Source organism: Staphylococcus warneri (assembly GCF_900636385.1).
In the GTDB taxonomy this organism is placed as follows: Bacteria; Bacillota; Bacilli; order Staphylococcales; family Staphylococcaceae; genus Staphylococcus; species Staphylococcus warneri.
In genome coordinates, this window is record NZ_LR134269.1 from 1,681,004 (window position 1) to 1,705,154 (window position 24,151).

The 24,151-nt window shown below is 32.7% G+C and carries 21 protein-coding genes and 1 pseudogene; 5 read left to right on the forward strand and 17 right to left on the reverse strand.

The genetic code is table 11. The features are described from left to right. Positions 1–113 precede the first annotated feature (113 nt). The 4 genes from EL082_RS08220 to zapA form a co-directional block, all read right to left on the reverse strand. Positions 114–2,462 carry an endonuclease MutS2 gene (locus EL082_RS08220; protein ID WP_049416392.1) on the reverse strand — a complete coding sequence of 783 codons (2,349 nt, stop codon included), beginning with the start codon at positions 2,460–2,462 and terminating at the stop codon, positions 114–116. A 9-nt stretch (positions 2,463–2,471) separates the two neighbouring features. Next, positions 2,472–4,184, reverse strand: coding sequence for a DNA polymerase/3'-5' exonuclease PolX (gene polX, locus EL082_RS08225; RefSeq protein ID WP_015365174.1), 1,713 nt, complete (start codon positions 4,182–4,184; stop codon positions 2,472–2,474). A 79-nt stretch (positions 4,185–4,263) separates the two neighbouring features. Continuing rightward, positions 4,264–4,785: a CvpA family protein gene (locus EL082_RS08230; RefSeq protein WP_103286270.1), complete on the reverse strand. Its 522-nt coding sequence runs from the start codon at positions 4,783–4,785 to the stop codon at positions 4,264–4,266. Next, the gene (gene zapA / locus EL082_RS08235) at positions 4,786–5,052 is read right to left on the reverse strand and encodes a cell division protein ZapA (RefSeq protein WP_002450651.1); all 267 of its coding nucleotides are present in this window, start codon (positions 5,050–5,052) and stop codon (positions 4,786–4,788) included. 318 nt (positions 5,053–5,370) lie between these two features. Between zapA and rnhC the strand changes: the two are divergent. Further along, positions 5,371–6,305: pseudogene (rnhC, locus tag EL082_RS08240) on the forward strand (ribonuclease HIII). A 68-nt stretch (positions 6,306–6,373) separates the two neighbouring features. On the opposite strand, the gene pheT reads toward rnhC, so the two are convergent. From pheT to EL082_RS08265, 5 genes are all read right to left on the reverse strand, one after another. Continuing rightward, positions 6,374–8,776 carry a phenylalanine--tRNA ligase subunit beta gene (gene pheT / locus EL082_RS08245; RefSeq protein ID WP_015365176.1) on the reverse strand — a complete coding sequence of 801 codons (2,403 nt, stop codon included), beginning with the start codon at positions 8,774–8,776 and terminating at the stop codon, positions 6,374–6,376. Next, a complete protein-coding gene (gene pheS, locus EL082_RS08250; protein ID WP_015365177.1) occupies positions 8,776–9,834 on the reverse strand; it encodes a phenylalanine--tRNA ligase subunit alpha in 1,059 nt (352 codons plus the stop codon). Before pheS ends, pheT begins: the two co-directional genes overlap by 1 nt. Before the next feature lie 459 nt (positions 9,835–10,293). Continuing rightward, the gene (locus EL082_RS08255; RefSeq protein ID WP_002466529.1) at positions 10,294–11,034 is read right to left on the reverse strand and encodes a TrmH family RNA methyltransferase; all 741 of its coding nucleotides are present in this window, start codon (positions 11,032–11,034) and stop codon (positions 10,294–10,296) included. Between the two features lie 209 nt (positions 11,035–11,243). Further along, the gene (rpmF, locus tag EL082_RS08260) at positions 11,244–11,417 is read right to left on the reverse strand and encodes a 50S ribosomal protein L32 (RefSeq protein WP_002442221.1); all 174 of its coding nucleotides are present in this window, start codon (positions 11,415–11,417) and stop codon (positions 11,244–11,246) included. 78 nt (positions 11,418–11,495) lie between these two features. Then, positions 11,496–12,056: a YceD family protein gene (locus EL082_RS08265; protein ID WP_002466530.1), complete on the reverse strand. Its 561-nt coding sequence runs from the start codon at positions 12,054–12,056 to the stop codon at positions 11,496–11,498. A 126-nt stretch (positions 12,057–12,182) separates the two neighbouring features. Between EL082_RS08265 and EL082_RS08270 the strand changes: the two genes are divergently transcribed. Then, positions 12,183–13,325, forward strand: a complete 1,143-nt coding sequence (locus EL082_RS08270; RefSeq protein ID WP_002466527.1) for a nucleotidyltransferase — start codon at positions 12,183–12,185, stop codon at positions 13,323–13,325. A 52-nt stretch (positions 13,326–13,377) separates the two neighbouring features. Here EL082_RS08270 and coaD read toward each other — a convergent pair whose 3' ends face one another. Both coaD and rsmD read right to left on the reverse strand, forming a co-directional pair. Next, positions 13,378–13,863, reverse strand: coding sequence for a pantetheine-phosphate adenylyltransferase (coaD, locus tag EL082_RS08275; protein ID WP_015365179.1), 486 nt, complete (start codon positions 13,861–13,863; stop codon positions 13,378–13,380). A gap of 1 nt (position 13,864) precedes the next feature. Continuing rightward, positions 13,865–14,407 (reverse strand): 16S rRNA (guanine(966)-N(2))-methyltransferase RsmD, encoded by a 543-nt coding sequence (rsmD, locus tag EL082_RS08280; RefSeq protein WP_002466531.1) that lies wholly within the window; start codon positions 14,405–14,407, stop codon positions 13,865–13,867. A gap of 68 nt (positions 14,408–14,475) precedes the next feature. Between rsmD and EL082_RS08285 the strand changes: the two genes are divergently transcribed. After that, on the forward strand, positions 14,476–14,865 hold the full coding sequence (locus tag EL082_RS08285; protein ID WP_002450660.1) for a DUF7147 family protein: 390 nt from the start codon (positions 14,476–14,478) through the stop codon (positions 14,863–14,865). Between the two features lie 22 nt (positions 14,866–14,887). On the opposite strand, the gene EL082_RS08290 is transcribed toward EL082_RS08285, so the two are convergent. Then, positions 14,888–15,139, reverse strand: a complete 252-nt coding sequence (locus EL082_RS08290) for a DUF2129 domain-containing protein (RefSeq protein ID WP_002450661.1) — start codon at positions 15,137–15,139, stop codon at positions 14,888–14,890. A gap of 233 nt (positions 15,140–15,372) precedes the next feature. Here EL082_RS08290 and EL082_RS08295 point away from each other — a divergent pair, with 233 nt between their 5' ends. Further along, complete coding sequence (locus tag EL082_RS08295; protein ID WP_019235866.1) at positions 15,373–16,293, forward strand: lysophosphatidylglycerol phospholipase D; 921 nt, start codon at positions 15,373–15,375, stop codon at positions 16,291–16,293. 55 nt (positions 16,294–16,348) lie between these two features. Here the strand turns inward: EL082_RS08295 and EL082_RS08300 are convergent, their stop codons facing one another. The 4 genes from EL082_RS08300 to cyoE all read right to left on the reverse strand — a co-directional run bounded on the left by EL082_RS08300 (position 16,349) and on the right by cyoE (position 19,444). Further along, on the reverse strand, positions 16,349–16,783 hold the full coding sequence (locus EL082_RS08300; RefSeq protein ID WP_002465502.1) for a YlbF/YmcA family competence regulator: 435 nt from the start codon (positions 16,781–16,783) through the stop codon (positions 16,349–16,351). 18 nt (positions 16,784–16,801) lie between these two features. After that, on the reverse strand, positions 16,802–17,845 hold the full coding sequence (locus tag EL082_RS08305; protein WP_015365183.1) for a CAP-associated domain-containing protein: 1,044 nt from the start codon (positions 17,843–17,845) through the stop codon (positions 16,802–16,804). Between the two features lie 198 nt (positions 17,846–18,043). Then, a complete protein-coding gene (locus EL082_RS08310) occupies positions 18,044–18,505 on the reverse strand; it encodes a DUF420 domain-containing protein (RefSeq protein WP_002450665.1) in 462 nt (153 codons plus the stop codon). 27 nt (positions 18,506–18,532) lie between these two features. Next, positions 18,533–19,444, reverse strand: coding sequence for a heme o synthase (gene cyoE / locus EL082_RS08315; protein ID WP_002467502.1), 912 nt, complete (start codon positions 19,442–19,444; stop codon positions 18,533–18,535). Positions 19,445–19,690: 246 nt separating this feature from the next. Here cyoE and EL082_RS08320 point away from each other — a divergent pair, with 246 nt between their 5' ends. Then, positions 19,691–20,608, forward strand: a complete 918-nt coding sequence (locus tag EL082_RS08320) for a COX15/CtaA family protein (protein ID WP_002467503.1) — start codon at positions 19,691–19,693, stop codon at positions 20,606–20,608. A 57-nt stretch (positions 20,609–20,665) separates the two neighbouring features. On the opposite strand, the gene EL082_RS08325 is transcribed toward EL082_RS08320, so the two are convergent. Next, positions 20,666–24,112: a pyruvate carboxylase gene (locus tag EL082_RS08325; protein ID WP_103286269.1), complete on the reverse strand. Its 3,447-nt coding sequence runs from the start codon at positions 24,110–24,112 to the stop codon at positions 20,666–20,668. Positions 24,113–24,151: the final 39 nt, after the last annotated feature.

The following is a 24,151-nucleotide window of genomic DNA, read 5'->3' on the forward strand; positions in this document are numbered from 1 at the left end:
TAATGCATTGCAATCTGCTTATGCTCGTTTAAAAAAACAATTTTTAAAAGCCTTTTATAGAAGTATCCTCAATTAGGAATACGTTTTTTTAGCATATTACTATGGCTATACTTCTATTTTAGTGATGCGACGGTAACACCAAATCCACCTTCACTAGGCATGCCACCTCTAAATGTTTTCACACTTTTATGTCTTTTTAGATGTTGTTGCACACCTTTTTGTAATGCGCCTGTACCCTTACCATGAATAATATAAACTTGTTCAAAATTACTTAAGACGGCTTGATCTAAATATTGATCTAATTCAATTAAAGCATCTTCATAACGATATCCTCTTAAATCAAGTTCCGTTTTAACTGTTTGTCGGTTAGCTCTTGTGACCATTTTAGTCGGTGTTTCTTTTTTCTTTTTCATTTTTTCTAAATCTTCAATTGGTAATTTCATTTTCAATATTCCCATTTGAACAACCGCTTCTTCATCTCCAACTAACTCGAGCACTTCACCTTTTTGGCCATAAGATAATACTTTAACTTCATCACCAGCTTGGATTTTATCATATTTTTGTTTTTGGACATTTTGTTTTATTGATTTTGCTTCATATTGATCATCAAGTTGTTTTTTCTTATCTATAAGTTCGTGTTCTTTAACATCCGCACCTTTTTTATCTCTCAGTTCTCTTAACTCTTTAAGAATAGCATCTGCCTCTTTTGTTGCAGATTTTACACGTTGATTTGCTTTTTCTTTTGCTTCATCCATCAATGATTTCTCATAATTTTGATATTGTTGATATTGTTTTTCTAATTCATCATGTGTCGTCTGCGCTTCTTTAACCAGTCTATCTAGTTCAATGCGTTGTTCATCTACACGTTTTGAATTTTTCTCTAATGATTCGATCATATTATTAATTTCTTGTTCATCTGTACCTATCATTGTTTTGGCTTTATTAATTATATTAAGACTCAAGCCCAATTTTTTAGAAATATCAAATGCATTAGAACGTCCTGGGACACCCATTAATAACTTATATGTTGGGCTTAACGTTTCCACATCGAATTCGACGCTCGCATTCATCACGCCTTCACGGTTATAACTATATGCTTTTAGTTCAGGATAATGGGTAGTTGCCATCACTAGAGCACCTAGATTTCTTACATGATCTAATATACTCATAGCAAGAGCAGCCCCTTCACTCGGATCTGTTCCAGCACCTAATTCATCAAATAATATTAAGCTATTTTTATCTGCTTCTTTTAAGATTTCTACAATATTTTTCATATGAGATGAAAATGTAGATAGAGATTGTTCTATTGATTGTTCGTCACCAATATCACAATATACATTCTCAAAGACACTGAGTTGACTGCCATCTAATGTTGGAATAAGCATGCCTGATTGTGCCATAACTATAATAAGGCCTAAAGTTTTTAACGTGACAGTTTTACCACCTGTGTTAGGTCCAGTGATAATCACTGTTTCAATATCATCTACAAACTCAATTGTATTTGCTACAACCGTATTATGATCTAATAAGGGATGATATGCATTAGGTAAATAAACTGTTCTTTCATTATGAAATGTAGGTTTCGTACCTTTGATAGCACGGGCATATCTTGCTTTTGCAATTAAAAAATCAAGATGTCCCATAATCGATTCAGCTAATAATAATGCATCTGATTCAACAGCTACTTGTGACGTTAACTCAGTTAATATACGTTCACGTTCAACTGCCTCATCATTATGCAAGCGACTAATTTGGTTGTTCATTTCTACCACAGATGATGGTTCAATATACAACGTTTGTCCTGATGCAGATTGATCATGAACAATACCGTTAAAATCTTGTCTATATTCTGCTTTTACTGGAATTACATTTCTATCATTTCGAACAGTTACAATTGCATCTGATAATTTCTTTCGGTTGGCCTGACTTTTAACCACACGATCTAAATTCTGTCTAATTCGTTGATTTGTACTTGATATTTTACTTCGAATACTTTGTAACTCGTAACTCGCATGGTCATATAAATCATGGGCGTCACACTTATCATTAATATCCTTAAATAAATCCGTTAAAATGGGTAATTGTGCCATTTGGCTATCTAAGATAGGATATTTAACTTCTTCATCTTCTTCTAATAATTGATTATAAAATGTCTTAAACTGATTTTGAACTTGAATTAAGCGTTTAATCGCATTTAATTCGGTCACATTTAATACACCACCAATAGTTGAACGGTGAATGTACTGTGCTACTTTGGTTAGACCGCTTAAACTTGGCAATCGATGCTTATTATATATTTGTGATATTTCATCTGTTTCATTAATTTGAAATTCTACAGTTTCAAAATCTGTTGCTGGAGACATTTCTGCGACTTTTTCACGTCCTAAATCACTGATAGCTTCGTTAGCTACGAATGATTTTATTTTATCAAATTCTAAGACGTCTAATGTTTTTTGTCTCATGCAATCCCTCTATTTCTTCAATTTTTTATTATCATTGATAAATGATTTAAATGCTTCTCTAGACATCGTATTAATCACACGATCTTTAGTTACAAATCCTTTTTGAGCAGTAGCAACACCATATTTCATAAACTCTAAATGATCAACATGATGCGCATCTGTGTTAATAGTTAACTTTACATTTGGATATTGGCGTACGGTTTGTGCATTTAAGTCTAAACGTTTAGGATTGGCGTTGATTTCTAAGATAGTATTTGTTTCTTCAGCCAATTGAGCTAATTTTTCTATATTAGGCTCATAACCAGGACGTCGCCCAATGATACGACCTGTTGGATGAGCGATATGACGCACATATGGATTATGACAAGCATTTTCTAAACGTTGCATAATTTCCGCTTCTGATTGATTAAAACTTTGGTGAATGGCTGCAATAACATAATCTAGTTGTGCCAATATCTCATCATCATAATCTAAAGAACCATCCGGTAATATATCCATTTCAATGCCAGAGTATATATCAATCTCATCATATTCTTTATTTAATTGCTTAATTTCTTCATTTTGGCGAAGTAAGCGTTCAACTTGTAAACCATTGGCTACTCTTAGACTTTGTGAATGGTCTGTAATCACCATAAATTCATAGCCTTTAGCAATATTAGCCTCAACCATATCTCTAATAGAAAATGCACCATCACTATAAGTTGTATGCATGTGAAGGTCACCTTTAATATCATCGAGTTGAATAATCTGACTTAAATCTTTATCAAATTCACTGCCATCTTCACGCATTGAAGGTTCAATCCATGATACACCGAAATGTTCATAAATCTCCGCCTCGCTATTGAATTGAAGCAATTCTCCATTGGCTTTTTCAATGCCATATTCACTCACTTTTTCATCTTGTGCTTTTGCTAATTGTCTAATACGAATATTATGATCTTTTGAACCTGTGAAATGTTGTAATGTGTGATAAAAAGCTACAGGTTCGATTAATCTAAAATCAACACCGATTGTTTCATCGTCATACTCTAATTCTAACGATACTTTGGTTGACCCAATTGCTACATCTTTAACTTTATTTGGAATATCCAATAATTGTTGCTGAACTTTTTCTGGGTGATTTGTACTAATAATAAAATCCAAATCTTTACTTTGTTCTTTATATCTTCTAAAGCTACCTGCTGAAGCATATTGATCTATGTCATCTAGCCGACTAATATATTCAATGATTTGATGATTGAGCCCTCTCATTTGATCAATCGGATAACTTTCTTTCTTAGCACCTAACGCTTTGACTGCTTCTAAAATATTTTGTTCAGTTTTTTTCGCAAAGCCACTTAATTCACTAACTTTTCCTGTTTCACACGCCTCTTGTAACGATGTTTTATCAGTAATATTTAATTCTTTATATAATTTAGCAATTTTCTTACTACCTAAACCTTGTATTTTCAATAAAGGTACTAATCCTTCTGGCACCTCTTTTTGTAAGTCTTCTAAAGCTGTAGACTGACCATTTTGTCTATATTCATTAATCACATCACCTACACCTTTACCGATACCTTTAAGTTCTGTTACATCTTCTATTTCATCTAATGGTCTTTCGTCAACTTCTATACTCTGTGCCGCTTTTCGGTATGCTGACACTTTAAAAGTATTTTCCCCTTTTAATTCCATATAGGTAGCAATCTTTTCTAGTAATTGAATCACATCTTTTTTAGTCATATACATCTCTCCATAAAAAGAAGACCAGGACATAGCTCATTTTTTCAAATTGTCTGTCCTGACCTCAATATCATTTTCTTTATAAATTTAAAATCATTTGTGAAACATAAGGTGTATGCAATAAAATTTGTTTGGCAAGTAATGAATGTCCTAATTGACCTTGTAACATTGCATTGGGATATAACGCGATTATATAGGTAAATATTTGTATGATTATCACATCAATGAATAGGCTTAAAACAATACCTAAAACGCGGCTTATGATATTTAAAGGTTGATATGCCACTATATTATCAAATGTGACGATGATTAGATATAAAATCAACTTACAGCTTATTGCAATCACAATAAAAGCAATCATTGATTCAAAACGATACTGTAGGTGATTAAAATGAATGGCATATTGTGTATCAAATGCGACAGTCTTTGGAAATGGTAAAAATACAATTAATCGCTGCGCAATCTCTCGATAAAATTGTTGTGCAATCCATAACGATGCAAACGTACTTATAGCATGTATGCTCGAAAGCCATAATCCCCGTCGAAATCCAACAATTGAAACATAGCATAATATCATTAGTACAACGATATCTAATAGCATTTAATCTTCTCGTTGTTTAATCTGATCTAATTCGTGTTGTAATCGACGATTTTCTTCTTCTAAGCTCACTTTGTCATGCATCACGTTCACTGCTGTTAAAATCGCTTTTCTAGTAGTGTCTAAACCTGCAGATTTTCGTCCTAATTCTTTCATTTTCTCATCCACTAAATGTGCAACATGTCTTATATGTTCCGGGCTATCATCGCCGATTATTGTGAAATGTTGATCATTGATTGTAACATTTATCCTATTCTTAAACTCACCCATATCGATATCTCCTGACTTTTAATTAAATTATTCCGTATCTTTATTTAATTTAACCAAAATCATGTTTCTATATTATTTTGAACATAACATAATATTAATGTTTGGTTTTATACATTTACTTATCATTAAACATTATACATGAGTCACCTTTATTTTGTAAGTAGTGAGATGATAAAGAATAACTTTCTATTTATCAAGAGAGTATGAGCCTATCAAGTAATTATTATTTTTCCTTCCGTCATCATTCTAAGGTTATTAATGTTATGATATCATTTGATTATTATGAAAAGATTCTAGCAAAGAGAGGTCTAACACTATATGGCAAACGTTGTCCATAAATTAACAGCAACTGAGATTCAATCATTAATGTCCAAGATTAAATTTGATACATCCCAATTACCTCAAGGTATGAAAGCACGAGCAAAACATAATAACGCTGTGATTAATATTTACAATTCTGGAAAAGTCATGTTTCAAGGAAAAAATGCCGAAATAGTTGCACAGCAATTACTCCCTGAAAAAAGTAGCTCAACACCAAAATCAGCAGCTTCAACTTCTAAAAAAACAACTTCTTCAATTAAATATAATCAATATAACTGTATTGGAAGCGATGAAGCTGGTAGTGGCGATTATTTTGGTCCACTCACAGTATGTGCGGCATATGTCACAAAGGATCACGTCAAGATTTTGAAGGAATTAGGTGTAGATGATTCTAAAAAGTTAACCGACGCTAAAATCGTCGAACTTGCCGAACAACTTGTAACGTTCATACCACATTCCTTGCTCACTCTTGATAACGTCAAATATAATGAGCGTCAACGTGCAGGTTGGTCACAAGTAAAAATGAAAGCTGTCTTACATAATCAAGCAATTGCGAATGTTGTTCAAAAAATTGATGCGCCATCATTAGATTATATTGTAATAGATCAATTTGCGGAACGTGGTGTTTATCAACGTTATGCCTTGTCCGATTTACCTTTCCCTAATAAAACAAAGTTTGAAACGAAGGGTGAATCTAAGTCATTAGCTATCGCAGCTGCGAGTATTATCTCTAGATATGCATTTGTTAAACATATGGATCAAATGTCTAAATCAATAAAAATGGATGTACCTAAAGGTGCTAGCAATAAAGTCGATTTATTCGCTGCAAAAATCATTGAAAATTAGGTGTCGAGCAACTCGATTCTATTTCAAAAAAACATTTTAAAAATAGAGAGAAAGCACAAATATTAGTAAATAAAAAATATCAATAATTACTATACACAAAAAGGCAAGTTCTACTGTATCCACAATAGAACTTGCCTATTACTTTTATTTTTAATTATCTAATTGTTGCACCTTTTGCTTTAAGTGCTTCAATGATTTGGTCATGTACTTTCGTTACACGTTCATCTGTTAAAGTATTTTCAGTATTTAAATAATATAATCTGATGGCAACTGATTTTTTACCTTCTTCTAAATGCTCACCTTCATATACATCAAACACAAGCGTATCTTGAAGAATATCAGCTCCATTTTGATGAATCGTATTTAATAATTCAGATGCTGGTACATCATGTTCAACTTCTAAAGCAATATCACGAGATACACCAGGATATTTAGGAATTGGTTGGTAATTGATATAACCTACTGATACATTCATCATTTCTTCATAATTCAATTCAAAGACATATGTGCGTTTTAAATCGTTATCAGCAGCTACTGTAGGATGCAATTCTCCGATGAAACCTATATCTTTACCGTTTAAAGATACCAACGCTGTTCTTCCTGGATGTAAACCATTGATTTCTGTAGCACGATATTCAAAATTTAAGTTAAGTTTTTGTGCTACGCGTTCTATGACACCTTTAGCTAAATAGAAATCCACTTTTTCTTTCTTACCTTGCCACTGATTTACTACATAATCACCTGTCATAATACCACTTAAATATTCTACTTCATCAGGCAATTCACCTTCAGCATTACCGAAGAAGACACGACCAATTTCGTATAATTTAACATCTTGATTTTTACGCGCAACATTATACGCAGCTGCTTCAATCAAATGTGGTAATAAACTTTGGCGTAACGTTGAATGTGCCTCGCTCATTGGCATTAATAACTCGATAGTTGGTCTATCTTGTAATGCAAAATCTTTCGCATGTGATTTTGATACAAGTGAATATGTGATTGCTTGGTTTAAACCCGCACCTTCAATTGTTTCTTTAACTGTACGTGTTTTATGCTGACGATCAGTTAATGCACCATTAGTAACATCTTCAAATACAGGTAAAGTTGATGGAATTTCATCATAACCATAAATACGAGCAACTTCTTCAATCAAGTCTTCTTTGATAGAAATATCTTTACGTCTTGATGGTACATAAACAGTAAGCTCATCCTGTTTACTTTCAGTTTCAAATCCTAATTGTTCAAAGATATTTTTAATTGCTTCAGTAGATAAATTAAATCCAATCGTACGATTAATTTTATCTGTTGTAATTTGAATTGGTGTAATGAACGAGCCTAAATCCCCTTGAGCTACGCGATCTTTAAGCACACGACCTGATGCATATGTTTCTAATAAATAACATGCGCGGTCAACTGCTTCGTTAACAAATTCTGTAGCAATACCTTTTTCAAATCGACTTGACGCTTCGCTACGTAAATTTAATCGTCTTGAGGTATGACGAATTGATGCTGAATCAAAAATTGCGCCTTCTACAACAACATTTGTTGTATTGTCGCTAACCTCTGAGAAGTCGCCTCCCATCACGCCACCAAGTGCAATTGGAGATTGTCCGTTAGTAATAACAATATCTGACTCAAGTAATGATCTTTCTTGATCGTCTAAAGTTGTCATTTTTTCATCTTGATGTGCTTGACGAACTTCAATATGATTTGAACCAATTTGATCTTGATCAAACATGTGTAACGGTTGTCCATATTCTAATAACACATAGTTAGAAATATCTACAACGTTATTGATTGGTCTGATACCAGCTTTCATTAAACGTGCTTGCATCCATATTGGTGATGGTTCAATAGTGACATTTTTAACGATTCTAGCACTATAATAAGGAACTTTATCGCTATTTTTTACTGTCACTTGTAATTCTTCCATTGCAGAGTTAGCCTCTTCATTACTATTTGTTTCTGGCTTAGTCATTTGTGTGTCGTATAGTGCTGCAACTTCATAAGCTGTACCGACCATACTTAGCGCGTCTGCACGGTTTGGTGTTAAATCAAATTCCATAATTTGATCATTTAAGTACAATGCATCCAATGCATTTGTACCCGGCGTTATTTTTTCAGGGAATACGAAAATACCATTTTCAAACGCTTTAGGTACGACATTACTTGAAATACCAATTTCTTGTAATGAACAAATCATACCTTCAGAGCGTTCACCACGTAATTTAGCTCGTTTAATTTTAATTCCACCAGGTAATCTGCCACCCACTTTAGCAACAATGACATATTGTCCTTCATCAACATTGGGTGCACCACAAACGATTTGTACAGGCGTTTCCTCACCAATATCGACTTGGCAAATATTTAATTTGTCAGCGTCAGGATGTGATGCTTTAGATATAACATGGCCTACCACTAAATTTTTAATATCTTTTGTTAAATCTACTAAATCATCTACCTCAATACCAGTACGTGTAATACGTTCAGCTAAATCTTGAACATCTTGTTCTACGTCAACATAATCTTTTAACCATTCATTTGAAATTAACATTACGCTTCACCTCTATCTTCTACAGCCTTAAATTGATCTAAGAATCGCACATCGTTTGTATAGAAGTGTCGAATATCTTCAATACCGTACTTCAACATAGCGATACGGTCAGGTCCCATACCAAACGCGAATCCAGAGTATTCATCAGCATCAAATCCTGCCATTGTTAATACGTTAGGATGCACCATTCCTGCACCTAAAATCTCAATCCAACCGGTATGTTTACACACATTACAACCTTGGCCTTTACATTTAAAGCATGAAACATCCACTTCTACAGATGGTTCAGTGAATGGGAAATAACTTGGACGTAGACGAATTTCTCTATCTGCACCGAACAATTCTTTAGCTAATAATTCTAATGTACCTTTTAAATCACTCATCTTAATATTTTTATCTACAACTAAACCTTCAATTTGTGTAAATTGATGACTATGCGTCGCATCATCTGAATCACGACGATATACTTTACCTGGACAAATAATTTTCACTGGACCTTGTCCATTACGTTGTTCCAACGTACGTGCTTGTACTGGAGACGTATGTGTTCTCATTAAAGTCTCTTCAGTAATATAAAAACTATCTTGCATATCACGTGCAGGATGTGATTTAGGTAAGTTTAATGCCTCAAAATTATAATGATCCTGTTCTACTTCATAACCATCAACAATTTCATAACCTAAGCCCAAGAATAAATCTTCTATCTCTTCAATTGTACGTGTCAATGGATGTTTTGAGCCTATTTCTATTTGGCGACTAGGTAATGTCACATCAATTGTTTCTTCTGCAAGTTGTTGATTTAACTTTTCATTGGCTAAAATCGTTTGTCTTTCATCTAGTTCTTGTTGAATCGTTTGTCTTAATTCATTCACCTTTTGTCCGTACGCTGGCTTTTCTTCATTAGGTAAGTCTTTCATATTTTTCATTAAACTACTTACCGAACCTTTTTTACCTAAATATTTTACTTTGACATCTTGTAATGCTTTTTCATCATTTGCAGCATTAATATCAACTAATGCTTGTTGTTTTAATTCACTCATATAATCATTTTGAGTCATTTTAACTTCCTCCTTAGTTGCCAGTACATGTTTTTATACTCAGACATTAATATATATCTCAGTCATCTTTCTTTTATCTCACTCCAACAAATAAAAAAGACTCTCGTCCATTAACTGGGACGAAAGCCTTCCGTGGTACCACCCAAATTTATGCTTATGCATACACTTGTATACGTTGCTAACGAAGACGTACTCCGACTTAAATCTCTTTAAGTAGCCAAAAAGATGAAAAAAACTAACCAAAGTTGGAATAATTTTCAGTCACGATTATTCTCCCTTATACAACTTTATACATTAATTTAAGTCTTTTTATAGGCTATTGATTCACTTTTATATAAGTTAATATTTATTGTTATGAATTCATCATTCATTATAGACGATTTAGATATATAGGGTCAACCTACAATCACATCATAGCGCATTATGAAAAAATAAGAATGATTATTTAGTATCTAAAATTTATCCTTTGAGTTGATATAACAAGATACTACCCGCAATGGCTACATTTAAGCTTTCAGCTTGTCCATATATTGGAATCGTTATATTTTGCGTAGTATGTTCTAATAATGCAGGATCTACACCTTCACCTTCATTGCCAAGAATCAATGCAAATGTCTCTTGTGCTTCAACCTCTTTAAAACTTACTGCGTTATCTAATGCAGTGCCATAAACAGGACCATTAAAGGTATTAATGTATGACTGTAATGATTCTGATATAACTGGAATATGAAATACACTACCTTGACTAGCACGTAACACTTTATCTTGATAAGGATCTGCTGTTCCCTTTTCCATTACAATCAGGTCAATACCTGCAGCATCTGCTGTACGAATTAAAGTACCCAGATTACCTGGATCTTGTATTCTATCAATTAATAAAACCTGTTTCGCAGTCGTTATATCATAGTCCGGTTTCTTAATGACAGCAAAAAAACCTTGAGGTGTTACTGTTCCAGATAATGATTCAGCTACCTTTAAATTGATTTCAAATGTTTCATTTGCATACTCAATTAAGCTACTATCCGTTCTACTTGGATCAACAACGAATAATTGTTCAATCACTAAGCCACTTTGATAAGCTTCTTCTATTAAATGTACACCTTCAATAAGTGCTAAACCTGTTTTATCTCGATCTTTCTTTTTCTTCAATTTATTCGCATTTTTAATTTTATTATTCTGTGCAGACGTAATTTGTTCCATATATCTAATCTCCAATGTGATGATTTCTTCTTCAATATAATTGTATAGGATTGCGCTACTTTTTTAAATAACGAAAGCAAACCATCGATATTTTTACGTAATTTATAGAAAAAGTTACTTCAATATTTTGTCCTATTTAAATATATGATAATAAAAAATATCCTAATTGAAATGACTATTCCAATTAGGATATTTATTGATATCTAAAATTATTTAGATACGATTTCTTCACCATTGTAAGAACCACAGTTTTTACAAACACGGTGAGATAATTTGTATTCGCCACAACTTGGGCATTCAGTCATACCAGGTACTGAAATTTTGAAATGAGTACGACGTTTGTTTTTTCTTGTTTTAGACGTTCTTCTTTTAGGTACTGCCATGATTTATCCTCCTTAAAATTAAACACATCATTAAATGATATCAGTTTATTTAACAATATTATATCATTAATTAAACTGCTATTGGTCTTTATCGTATAATTGTTGTAATTTCTGAAGCCTTGGATCAACTTGCTTTCTGTCTGAATCATCATCTTCTTGGTCTTGTTCTTTTACAAGTTCCTCGAATTCATCTTCATCAATCACTTCCCAACCATTGCCTTCAGTTAACATTTGATTGCTATTGTCTGAATATGCTCTCATCGGTTTCTCGATAATTACAAAATCTTCAACAATATCTTTAATGTTAATCATACCGTCAGTTGCTGAATGATAATGTTCATCCTGCTCTTCTTCGTCAGTATAATAATCACTGCCTTCTAAATCAAACACTTCAGAAGTTTCGACATCTAGCGGTACTTCTACTGGTACTAATGTACGTGCACATGGCATCGTATATGTACCAGTGATATGCATATCTGCAATCACTTCGTTTGATTTAACAGTTAATTGTCCTTCAACATTGATTTCAGAAAGATCGATAAGATCTAATGATTCTTTTAAATGTTCAAAATTCACCGTTTGATTAAACTCAAATGGTTTACCTTGATATTTTCTTAATTGTGTTATTGACCATTTCATATGGCTTCACCTCTAACAAGCACAAAATTTATTTTAACTTTCTCAGTATAATATGTCAAGATTTTTTCTTAACATACATACTTCTGTTACAATACATATAATGAATTCTGAAAGGACGAATTGCAAATGAAAAGTGTTGGCATTATATCTGAATATAATCCATTCCATAACGGGCATTTATATCATGCACAACAATCCAAATTACAATCACAAGCGGATGTTTCTATTGCCCTTATGAGTGGCAATTTTGTCATGCGAGGTGAACCGGCTTTATTTAATAAATTTATTCGTACACAAATGGCCCTATCAGCAGTAGATTTAGTCGTTGAACTTCCAACCATCGCCAGTCTTTCATCAGGTGATTACTTTGGTGAAATGGCAATTAAATTAGCTGATTATTTAGATATTAATACCATCTCATTTGGAAGCGAGCATGGCAATATTAACGACTTAAAAGAAGCTACACGACAGGTTCTTGATTTGGAAAACAGTGATGCCTTTAAATCAAAATTAAAAGAAGGTAAGAGTTATCCTAGGATCATTAACGAATTAATCCAACAACAATCTACAAATGATATTTTACAATCACCAAATAATATTCTAAGTATTGGATATTTAAAAGGGATTCTGCAATTCGCACCTCAAATAGAAGCTATCACTATTCATCGCGATACTGCACAACATCGTGAGCAAACGATTCAACATCAACAATTTGCTAGCGGATCATCCATACGCCAATCTATCATTCATCATCATTCTGATTGGGAAAACGTTGTTCCAGAAGAAATTAAGTCACTATATCACTCGCAATTTACAACTGTTGAGCACGCCTTTCCGTATATCAAACATCAGTTATTAACACAGCGTATTTCAACACTTCAAACCATATATACTATGAGTGAAGGTTTGGAAAATCGATTAATCTCTATGATTAAGGATGCACACTCATTTAAAGATTTATTATCTAAAGTCAAAACGAAACGATACACTTATACACATATTCAACGCGTATTAATGAATATATTACTTAATATTCAACAAAGCGATATTAACCATGATATCTTTGCTGCTAGAATATTAGGTATGAATGAAAATGGTCGGGCATATTTAAAATATCTAAAACGACATTTTCCAGAACGACATTTTATTACGAATATCAACCAATCATCTTCCACTTATTTCCCAATTGAAATTAAAGCAACGCATATCTATAATCTAATAAGCCAGCAATTCGATGATGATTTTAATACACCAGTTATCAAATCTTAAAAAATGTACTGTTACATAATGTGATTCGCATTATATAACAGTACATTTTTTATTATATATGATATTTTTCTTTTAAGGCTTTAGCTACATTAGGTGGTACAAATTCTGAAATGTCAGCTTTGTATGCTGCTACTTCTTTTACTATACTCGAGCTAATAAATGAATAATTCGTACTAGTCATCATATACATGGTTTCGATATCACTGTTCAACTTTTTATTCATAGATGTTAAACGTAGTTCATATTCAAAATCACTTACCGCTCTTAAACCTCGGATAATTGTTTTAGCACCAACTTGTTTACAAAAATCTACTAACAAACCATTATAATGGTGAACTTCTACATTGGATAAATGTGCTACTGAGCCTCTTATTAAATCCATTCGTTCGTCTAAATTGAAAGTGCCACCCTTACTACTATTTTTTAAAACACAAACATGTATTTCGTCAAAACGATCTGCACTTCTTTCAATAATATCTAAATGACCATATGTAATTGGATCGAAACTTCCGGGAATGACTGCTTTCGTCTTATTCATATTATTCTCCTTTTTCTAATAACAAAGTATCTGTCAAACCATAATGATATCTTTTTATTTCTTTAAACGGTGCGCTTTGAATATGTTCATCATTACTAAACTCACAAATGATAATACCATTTTCTTTTAGTAAATTAAACTCCGCAATGCTTTTTAATGCTTCATCGATTAAACCTTTATTATATGGTGGATCTAGAAAAATATAATCGAATTGTATTTCTCTCTTAGCTAAGGCTTTCAAAGCTCGATCTGCATTATTTTTATAAACTTCTGATTGTGATATTAAATCGAGTTGTTTTAGATTTGATTTGATCACTTTAACCGCTTTAAAGTTCTGATCTACGAAAATGACCTTATCCATTCCTCGAGATAAGGCTTCAATACCAAGGGCACCACTACCGGCAAACAAATCTAAACCAAGCCCTGATACTTCATGTAAACTATTAAAGATGCCTTCTTTGACTTTATCCATAGTCGGTCTAGTATTGCGACCCTCTAAGCTTTCTAGCGCTTTACTTTTATGTATTCCTGCTATCACACGCATTTCATTCACACTTCCATTTCACTATGTAATTTAATATAATTTGACTTAAAAGGAGATTGATTTAACATATGAAACAATCATTTATTGTCTTGGGTGAAGGGTTAACAGATTTGTTTGAATTTACTACACTTATCGACTATAACCATTCACGCATTGATAAAATTATTTATTTCCATTCACCGCAAACTGAAAAACAATTATCATCTGTCGCTATTGTCATGCAACCAACTGAAGGTAATTATTTTCAAGCAATGTACATGATGATGAACGCAGTAAAATATCCTTATCCTGATAGCAATAAAAAGTTTGAAATGATTAACAACAAGGCAGAAGCCTATGATATTCCAGTCTTAGGCATAGACGTTCAACCACCTGAAGCATTTCATGACAATGACTTGTATTTTAATTATTTAATTAGCGTGTTACGACTACAACGATGGATTCCACCATTACAATAAAATACGTCATCTTAAACACGAGTTATAAAACTTCGTGTTTTTCTTTTTCATAAGTTTTCTTTAAAAATCGATAAGGGGATCCATCGATATGTCTTACATATTTTAATTTCATTAATTTATTTACAACATCATCCGCTTCATTCTCATTAACATACATAATAACGTACTTACGTTGTCTATTAGAATGAACGATGTGACCATATTTTCTAATTTGTCTCTCGTGTTTAATGTGTTTTAAGTAAACGACGAGGCTTACTCTAGGAACTAAATTCATCTCTCTTCACTCCATTTGATATACAATTTTAATCATATCATGAGTTTAAATTTTATGAAATAACAATCACCTTTTAATATAAACTAGGGAATTGCATTTGGAAACACATTTTATTTGTCAATTGTATTGTCTATCATTTGATTGTTAACACATTCTATTTCAGTACGCACTTCATTTTCCATATATAACTATTATCTGTTAATATGACTTTAATAACTTAAGGAGGATATTAAATGGTTAAACTAAATAAGTGGTTAGTTAATGGCTCATTAGCAGCGGCAAGTATAATAGGAAGTGTGCTTTATATTAATCAAAATAAAAAGCCACGTGAAATTAATGCAATCCCTCCATTCTTTTCAGGTGTAGCACCATATCTGTTTGCTCATAGAGGTGGTATGGCCGTAAGACCTGAACAAACTAAATTAGCATTTGATAATGCAGTTCAATATGGCGTGGATGGCTTTGAGACGGATGTACGATTAACTAAAGATAAAGCGCTCATTGTTTTCCATGATGCAACGGTAGATCGTACTACGAATGGATCAGGAAAAGTATGTGAACATACGCTTGCTGAGTTAAGAAAATTAGATGCCGGTTATTATTTTACAGATATTAATCGTCAATACCCATATCGTGGACATTCAGACGCAAAAATTCTTACGTTTGAAGAGTTATTAGAACTTTACCCAGAAATGTATATCAATGTAGACTTGAAAGATCATCCTGATAGCTATGAAGGTGCCATAGCACCTGAAGTACTTTATCATCAAATTTCTAAACATCAAGCAGAACACCGTGTTTTAGTCACAAGTTTCCATAAAGAACAAATAGAACGCTTTGACCAATTAAGTAAAGGTACAGTTGCAATTGGTGCAAGTCAAAGTGAAGTTACTGAAGCTTTCATTAAATTCAATACCTTTAGAGGTAACACTTATCATCCTAAAGCTAATACTTTCCAAATGCCTATCGAATTTAAAGGTATACGACTTACATCTGCAAGATTTATTAAATGGTTAACACTACTAAACATCGTACCAGGATATTATGGCATTAATAGCATTGATTTAATGACAGACCTTTATCAAAAGGGTGCACATACCCTTGTAACTGATCGTCCTGATCTAGCACAACAGTTTAAAGAAACATTAAAATAAGATGTCAAATAATGGCAAGGTCTAATGTTAAACATAGACCTTGCCATTTATCTTTCTATAGTGAGCAATTACATGATCCTCCAGAAGCACATCCATGTGCAGTTGTTTGAAAGAATGGATTACCCGTTTCAATTTTTACATTATCTGATACTGCTAATGCAATTTTACTAATCACTTCATCTATTAAATTCTGTAATTCTACTTCTTTAGATTTATAGTCCATAACCACAGGCAACATTTCATAAGCTCTTTTACGTTGACGTGTTTCCATCATTATTGTTTTATAATCCGGATGATATCTACCAAAACGCATGACATCATCATATTTATCTTTAGACTTTAAAAAAGCTGAGTATAATAAGTGCGCTTCATCATCTTGATATAATAATTCCTTTGCTTCAATGTAGTCATGATATATTACAGAATCTACGATCATATCAGACAATGCTTCGACATCGTCTAAAATAGACAATGTTTCTTCATTTATCATTTGTCATCTTCCCCTTACTTATTTTTCTAAGAAAATTAATGAATAATAATCTTTCATCACTTCTCCGCCCATTTCATCATACTTGGTATTTAACATTCTTGATCGATGAATATCCGAATTCATCCAACTATGAATTAATGTAGGAACATCATCAAAGTTATAACCCACATTTTGACTTGTAGAAGTATAGCTAATATCTCGTTCATCTAATTGCTGTTTTAATGCATTTTCAGTAAATTCAACTGAATCATAACCACTCTTCGTTGCATCAAACAAATTAATAGAGGCTATATGCGCAATATCATTATTTACTTTTAATGGTTTTAAACCTTTTAACTTTCTCATTTCGTTTGTCACTTCATAGAGTGTCATTAACTGATTGGGATTTTGTTCATATGGTAATTCTTTATGTTTTTTGCTAGATGAAGACTGAGATTCATTGGTTTTGTATGGTTGTAATGAAGCTAATGCATCTTTATCTAAAAAACGAATTGCCATAATCTTATTAGATTGTTGATCAGAATATACTTGCGCATACACATTACCGTATTTAATTAATGTTTGCGTTTTTAAGTCTTCATCAGACAATTCAAACTCATAAACCTTGCCATTAGATTTAATAGTTGGTTCAGGATTAATGCTTGTATTTTCATAGATTTTAGAATTTTCTTCACCTATATGTAACGGACTCATATTTACATCATTGCCAGTAGCATATACAGATTTAATTTGATTATCTTTAACGCTTACAATGTAATATTGATTTTTCTTCTTAAACACATAATTTTTATAACCATCACTAACAGGATATGTACGATTAGCTTGCCCATACTTTTTAGTAAGCTGATTAATATTTTTCCCAATCCAAGTACCTACACCTTTTTTAGGCTTTGGATTTTCAATATCTTTATTAGTATTCTTAAACTGTTCAGTTCGCTCAGTTTTTTGATTTTTATTAGGGTTTTCTAATACATCAAACTTTAAACGTGGTGAGTAAAATAAATAGATTAGAAAAGAAACTAAAAAGACTACACCTAATATTCGTATTACTAATTTTTTCATTTTTCACCCACCTCAATAGAATTATTATCATTGTACATAAATATATATTTCATAATCAAGATAAGTCTATTTTCATCATAAATTTCATTATAAACACTTTTAGCTATTTATGTTTGTAAAATGAATTACCGATTTAAATATATTAAAAAACTGATAAAACCTACGATTAAGTTTTATCAGTACATTTAAAATATTAAATTATAAACCTAAAGTTGCTTTAATTAATGAAGTTGTTTCGCCACCTGGATATAAGATGTATAAAAGTAAATATACTGCCACACCAGTAATAGCTGTAAAGAACCAAATAATTGAAGCAATAGGTCCAATTTTTCTATGAATATTAAATTTATCTTTGAAGGCCGTAAAAATTTGTATTAAGCCTAATACCCCACCAATTGTTGCTAGGTTAATATGGAATACTAAGAAAATCGTATAGTAAATTTTAATACTATCTGGACCACCAAATGCAGTATTTCCTATAAAGATTGTACGACTAGCATAAATAATAAAGAATGTAGCTGCGAAAATAGCTGCCCATAGCATTACTTTTTTATGCTTATCAATTTGTTTTTTCCAAATAAGTCTCCAACCAATTGCCACTAATATCGCACTAATAACAATGCATGAGGTACTTAACGTTGGTAATATAGGTACGTTCATATGTTTCATCCTTACTTAATTTTATATTTATATCATTTTAATAAGTGATACGACTACAACAAGTACAAAGAATACAACTAAATAGTTTAATGAATAGATAAACATTGTTGTTGCCCATTTAGTTTGATCACTATTGCGTTTGAACGATGTCAAACCTAATGCCATCCAACCTAGATTTAATAATGTAGCTAATACAATAAATGTAGTACCTAAACTAGATAACATGAATGGTATTGGCAATAATAATACTAACCAAATGAACATACTTATACGTGTTCTATTGAATCCTTTAACTGATGGTAACATTGGAATGTTTGCTAATGAATATTCATCACTACGTTTAATAGCTAAAGCGTAGAAATGAATAGGTTGCCAACAAAATACTACTAAAAATAATGCTATTGCAGCAACACTGATAGAACCATCAATCGCTACCCAACCAATTAATGGTGGTACAGCACCTGGAAAACTACCTACGACAGTATTCCAAGTTGTGTGTCGTTTAGACCAAATCGAATAATAAGAAACGTATCCTACGATACCAATTAATCCTAATACGCCTGATGGAATATTGAGTAAAAATAAACATGCCTCACCTACTAACATCATACCAAAGCTTAAAATTAATAAGTGTTTATTTGAAATTCTATCATTTACAGTGGGTCTATTTTGTTTACTAGGCATGATCTGATCAATATCTTGGTCATAGTAATTATTAAGTGCACATGCACCGCCCATTATAAATGTAGAACCTATAATCATTAATAAAATTTGAGGTATCGACGATAGGAAGGAATGGTTTGTCATTACAACAGCCAACCAAGCCCCGGCAAATGCAGGAATTAAATTCCCTTGAACAAGGCCCATCTTAATAATCTGTTGTAACTCTTTGAATGTCACACGGCCCGCATCTTGTGACAAAGTTTGTTCTTTGTTCATAATTCCCCTCCTTGAACTTTTTCATATAATATAATGATATAGCAAATAGTTATAAAAGACTAGGTTTTAAAAAATTAAATTGTGACACTTTAACGACATTCTAAATAGTTGATTTTGTAATGCATTTAAAAATGGTATCATTAATATAATGTAAAAGAAAAATATATACGTTAATTTAAAGGAAATGTCTAACATGATATAAGCGATTAGATAAAGTACTTTATTTTAATGATGGGGTGTTTATCATTGTTTAGAAAAGAAAACCTTAAATGGTTAAGTGTCTTAGCAACAATTATCATGACATTTGTACAATTAGGTGGTGCACTCGTCACTAAAACTGGTTCAGAAGATGGTTGTGGTTCCTCGTGGCCTTTATGTAATGGAGCATTTCTGCCACAAAATTTACCTATACAAACCATTATCGAATTGAGTCACAGAGCTGTATCAGCATTGTCCCTTATCGTGGTATTGTGGTTAGTTATAACTGCATGGAAACATATCGGATATATCAAAGAAATTAAACCATTATCTATAATTAGTGTTGGTTTCTTATTACTGCAAGCTTTAGTAGGCGCTGCAGCAGTTGTGTGGCAACAAAATGATTATGTTTTAGCACTACATTTCGGTATATCACTAGTGAGTTTCTCTTCAGTATTCTTAATGACACTAATTGTCTTCTCAATTGATCAAAAATATGAAGCTGATGAGGTAATGATTAAAAAGCCACTACGTACATTAACTTGGTTAATGGCAATTATTGTTTATTTAACAATTTACACAGGTGCACTAGTAAGACATACTGACTCAAGTCTAGCTTATGGTGCATGGCCAGTACCTTTTGATGATATTGTCCCACACAACGTACATGATTGGGTACAGTTCGCACATAGAGGTATGGCATTTATTACTTTCATGTGGATTATGTTCACTTTTATTCATGCCGTCAAAAATTATGCTGATAATCGTACAATCAAATACGGTTACACAGCTGCTTTTATTCTAGTTATTTTACAAGTAGTCACTGGTGCATTATCAGTCATTACAAATGTTAATTTGTTTATTGCATTACTTCATGCTTTATTTATTACTTATTTATTCGGTATGATTGCCTATTTCATTCTATTAATGTTAAGAACCACAAGAAGTTTAAAAAACAAATCATAATATTTATCCCCAACATTCATCATGTCTGATTGAATGTTGGGGATTTTTAAATTAATCTCATACTTTTTCAATTTCTATTAATAAATCACCTGTTGCAATCGCATCACCACTTGCTACGGTAATCCGTTTAATCACTCCATCAAATGGTGCTTGGACAGTTGTTTCCATTTTCATGGCTTCAGTGATGAGTAGAGCTTGGTTAGCTTTTACTTTATCACCAATAGCTACTTTCACCTCGGTCACTGAACCTGGCATTTGTGCACCAATGTGACAAGGATTAGTTTTATCTGCTTTTGGTTTTACATTAACATTCGCTTTAACATTTTCATCTTTAATATATATACGTCTTGCTTGACCATTCATTGAGAAATAAATGGTTCTTTGCCCATTTTCATCTGGTTCACTAATTGTTTCTAACTTAATGATTAGTCGTTTACCTGTGTCAATTTCAATTTCAACTGTTTCTCCATTTCTCATACCAAACAAGAATGTAGGTGTATCTAGTAATGATAAATCACCAAATTGCTCTTTCGTTGCAATAAATTGTTTGTATACTTTTGGATATAAGACGTAACTTATAATGTCTTGCTCAGTTACTTCGATGTTTTGAATTGAAGCTAATTCTTGTTTTACTGCATCGAAATCAACAGGTTCTAAATATTCACCAGGTCTATTTTCTAATGATGTTTGCCCTTTTAAAATTACTTTTTGAAGTTGTGCATTAAAACCATTGACAGGTTGACCGATTTCCCCTTTAAAGAACGAAACTACAGATTCTGGGAAATCTAATTTATGTCCTTGATTAATAACATCATCTTCATTTAGATCGTTTTGAACCATAAATAATGCCATATCTCCGACTACTTTCGAAGATGGAGTTACTTTGACAATATCACCAAATAAGAAATTCACACGACGATACATATCTTTAACTTCATCGAAGCGTTCTCCTAAACCAAGGCTTTTAGCTTGTTGACTTAAATTAGAATATTGTCCGCCAGGCATTTCATGTTGGTAAATTTCTGTATTTGGAGATTTGATATCACTTTCAAAATCAACATAATAAGGGCGCACTGTTGACCAATAATGACTTATTTCTTCTAACCCATTAATATCTGCTCTCAATTGACGTGGGAAGCCGTTTAAAGCATAGTATAATGAATTGGCACTAGGTTGACTTGTTAAACCACTCATTGATGCTACAGCCGTATCGATGATATCCACACCTGCATCAATCGCTTGCATATACGTTAATAAACCATTGCCACTTGTATCATGAGTATGAAGATGTATCGGCATATCAACTGCTGCACGTAAATGTCCAATAAGTTCATAGGCTGCTTTCGGTTTTAATAAGCCGGCCATATCTTTAATGGCTAAAATATGGAATCCTTCTTTTTCTAATTCTTTTGCTAATTTCACATAGTAGTCCAATGTATATATATTAGATCTTTCAGGATTTAAGATATCTCCTGTATAACAAATAGTACCTTCTGAAATCTTTCCTGCTTCTTGAACTGCTTCGTTCGCCACTTTCATTTGATCTACCCAGTTTAATGAGTCAAAAATTCTGAATACATCAACACCTGCTTCTGCACTTTCTTTCACAAATTTTTGTATAACATTATCTGGATAATTTTTATAACCCACGGCATTTGAAGCACGTAATAACATCTGAAATAGCACATTAGGTATTGCTTGGCGCAATCTTTCAAGTCGTTCCCACGGATTTTCTTTTAAGAAGTTATATGCTACATCAAACGTTGCACCGCCCCACATTTCAAGTGAAAAATTATCTTTAAATACTTCTGCTGTTTTAGAAGCAATATTCAACATATCTTTAGTACGTACACGTGTGGCTAATAAAGATTGATGAGCATCTCTAAATGTTGTATCTGTCATTAAAACATCTTCTTGTTCGCGTACCCAATTTGCCACACCTTTAGGGCCTTGTTGATCTAATAACTGTTTCGTACCTGAAAACGTAGCTATTTTCTTTTGTGATACTTTAGGAATAGATGCAGCTTCATAAAGTGGTTTAGGTCGTTGTTCAACATTAGGGAACCCATTAATAGTTACATTACCTATGTACTCTAATGTTTTCGTACCTCTATCTAAAGTTGGTTCTATATTAAATAATTCAGGTGTCTCTTCTATAAATTTAGTTGTATAATCGCCACTTCTAAATTGTTCATTTCTCATCACATTGATTAAAAATGGTATATTCGTTTTCACACCTCGAATACGCATTTCTCTTAATGAACGTTCCATCTTTTCTTCAGCTTGTTTGAATGACATAGCATGCGTCGATAGTTTTACTAATAATGAATCATAATACGGCGAAATCTCTGCACCTTGGAAACCATCGCCAGCATCTAAACGGACTCCAAATCCACCACTAGAACGATATGCAATAATTGTGCCAGAGTCAGGCATAAAATCATTGAGTGGATCTTCAGTAGTAATACGACACTGGATCGCATAACCTAATGTTTGAATATCTTTTTGCTTTGGCATACCTATTTCTTCACTAAATAATTCTGCACCATCAGCAACTAATATTTGCGTTTTAACGATATCAATACCTGTAATCATCTCAGTGATTGTATGCTCCACTTGCACACGTGGATTGACTTCTATAAAAAAGAATTCATTACCAGATACTAGAAATTCGACAGTTCCTGCGTTTACATATTTGATATGAGACATTAATTGAAGCGCAGCGTCACATATTTTCTTTCTTAAGGATTCTGACAATCCAACGGACGGCGCTACTTCGACAACTTTTTGATGACGACGTTGAACAGAACAATCACGTTCATAAAGATGGATCAAATTACCATATTCATCACCTATAACTTGTACTTCAATATGTTTAGGGTTATCAATGTAACGTTCTATATATATTTCACTATTACCAAATGATTTCTCTGCTTCAGATTTAGCACGATGGAATGCATCTTCAAGCTCACTTTCTTCATGAACGATACTCATACCTTTACCGCCACCACCACTGGTAGCTTTAATCATCAATGGATAACCAGCTTCATTAGCAAAAGATTGGGCAGCTTCATAGCTTTCTATAGGTCCATCTGTGCCTGGTATAACTGGTAAGTTAGCTTTAAGTGCAGTAGCTCTAGCTTTAACTTTATCTCCAAACATATCCAAATGTTCTAGATGTGGTCCAATAAATTTGATACCCTCTTCTGCACATCTGCGCGCAAATTGTTCATTTTCACTTAAAAATCCATAACCTGGGTGGATCGCATCTACATTTGCTCTTTTAGCTACATCAATAATGCGTTCAATATTCAAGTAACTTTCAGCTGGTCCTAAATCACTACCAACTAAGTAGGACTCATCGGCTTTATATCTATGTAATGATGATTTATCTTCTTTAGAGTATATGGCTACTGTATTAATATTTAATTCTGCAGCAGCTCTAAAAATTCTGATAGCGATTTCCCCACGATTGGCTACTAATAACTTTTTAATATGTTTCAAAAGTGATCACACCCCTGTTAAATTTTCGGAATTTTCTTA

Coding starts and splice junctions, on each gene's coding strand:
- EL082_RS08220 (WP_049416392.1), bottom strand. CDS start 2,462: ATGAGACAAAAAACATTAGACGTCTTAGAATTTGATAAAATAAAATCA.
- polX (WP_015365174.1), bottom strand. CDS start 4,184: ATGACTAAAAAAGATGTGATTCAATTACTAGAAAAGATTGCTACCTAT.
- EL082_RS08230 (WP_103286270.1), bottom strand. CDS start 4,785: ATGCTATTAGATATCGTTGTACTAATGATATTATGCTATGTTTCAATT.
- zapA (WP_002450651.1), bottom strand. CDS start 5,052: ATGGGTGAGTTTAAGAATAGGATAAATGTTACAATCAATGATCAACAT.
- pheT (WP_015365176.1), bottom strand. CDS start 8,776: ATGTTAATTTCAAATGAATGGTTAAAAGATTATGTTGACGTAGAACAA.
- pheS (WP_015365177.1), bottom strand. CDS start 9,834: ATGACTCAAAATGATTATATGAGTGAATTAAAACAACAAGCATTAGTT.
- EL082_RS08255 (WP_002466529.1), bottom strand. CDS start 11,034: ATGGAACAAATTACGTCTGCACAGAATAATAAAATTAAAAATGCGAAT.
- rpmF (WP_002442221.1), bottom strand. CDS start 11,417: ATGGCAGTACCTAAAAGAAGAACGTCTAAAACAAGAAAAAACAAACGT.
- EL082_RS08265 (WP_002466530.1), bottom strand. CDS start 12,056: ATGAAATGGTCAATAACACAATTAAGAAAATATCAAGGTAAACCATTT.
- EL082_RS08270 (WP_002466527.1), top strand. CDS start 12,183: ATGAAAAGTGTTGGCATTATATCTGAATATAATCCATTCCATAACGGG.
- coaD (WP_015365179.1), bottom strand. CDS start 13,863: ATGAATAAGACGAAAGCAGTCATTCCCGGAAGTTTCGATCCAATTACA.
- rsmD (WP_002466531.1), bottom strand. CDS start 14,407: ATGCGTGTGATAGCAGGAATACATAAAAGTAAAGCGCTAGAAAGCTTA.
- EL082_RS08285 (WP_002450660.1), top strand. CDS start 14,476: ATGAAACAATCATTTATTGTCTTGGGTGAAGGGTTAACAGATTTGTTT.
- EL082_RS08290 (WP_002450661.1), bottom strand. CDS start 15,139: ATGAATTTAGTTCCTAGAGTAAGCCTCGTCGTTTACTTAAAACACATT.
- EL082_RS08295 (WP_019235866.1), top strand. CDS start 15,373: ATGGTTAAACTAAATAAGTGGTTAGTTAATGGCTCATTAGCAGCGGCA.
- EL082_RS08300 (WP_002465502.1), bottom strand. CDS start 16,783: ATGATAAATGAAGAAACATTGTCTATTTTAGACGATGTCGAAGCATTG.
- EL082_RS08305 (WP_015365183.1), bottom strand. CDS start 17,845: ATGAAAAAATTAGTAATACGAATATTAGGTGTAGTCTTTTTAGTTTCT.
- EL082_RS08310 (WP_002450665.1), bottom strand. CDS start 18,505: ATGAACGTACCTATATTACCAACGTTAAGTACCTCATGCATTGTTATT.
- cyoE (WP_002467502.1), bottom strand. CDS start 19,444: ATGAACAAAGAACAAACTTTGTCACAAGATGCGGGCCGTGTGACATTC.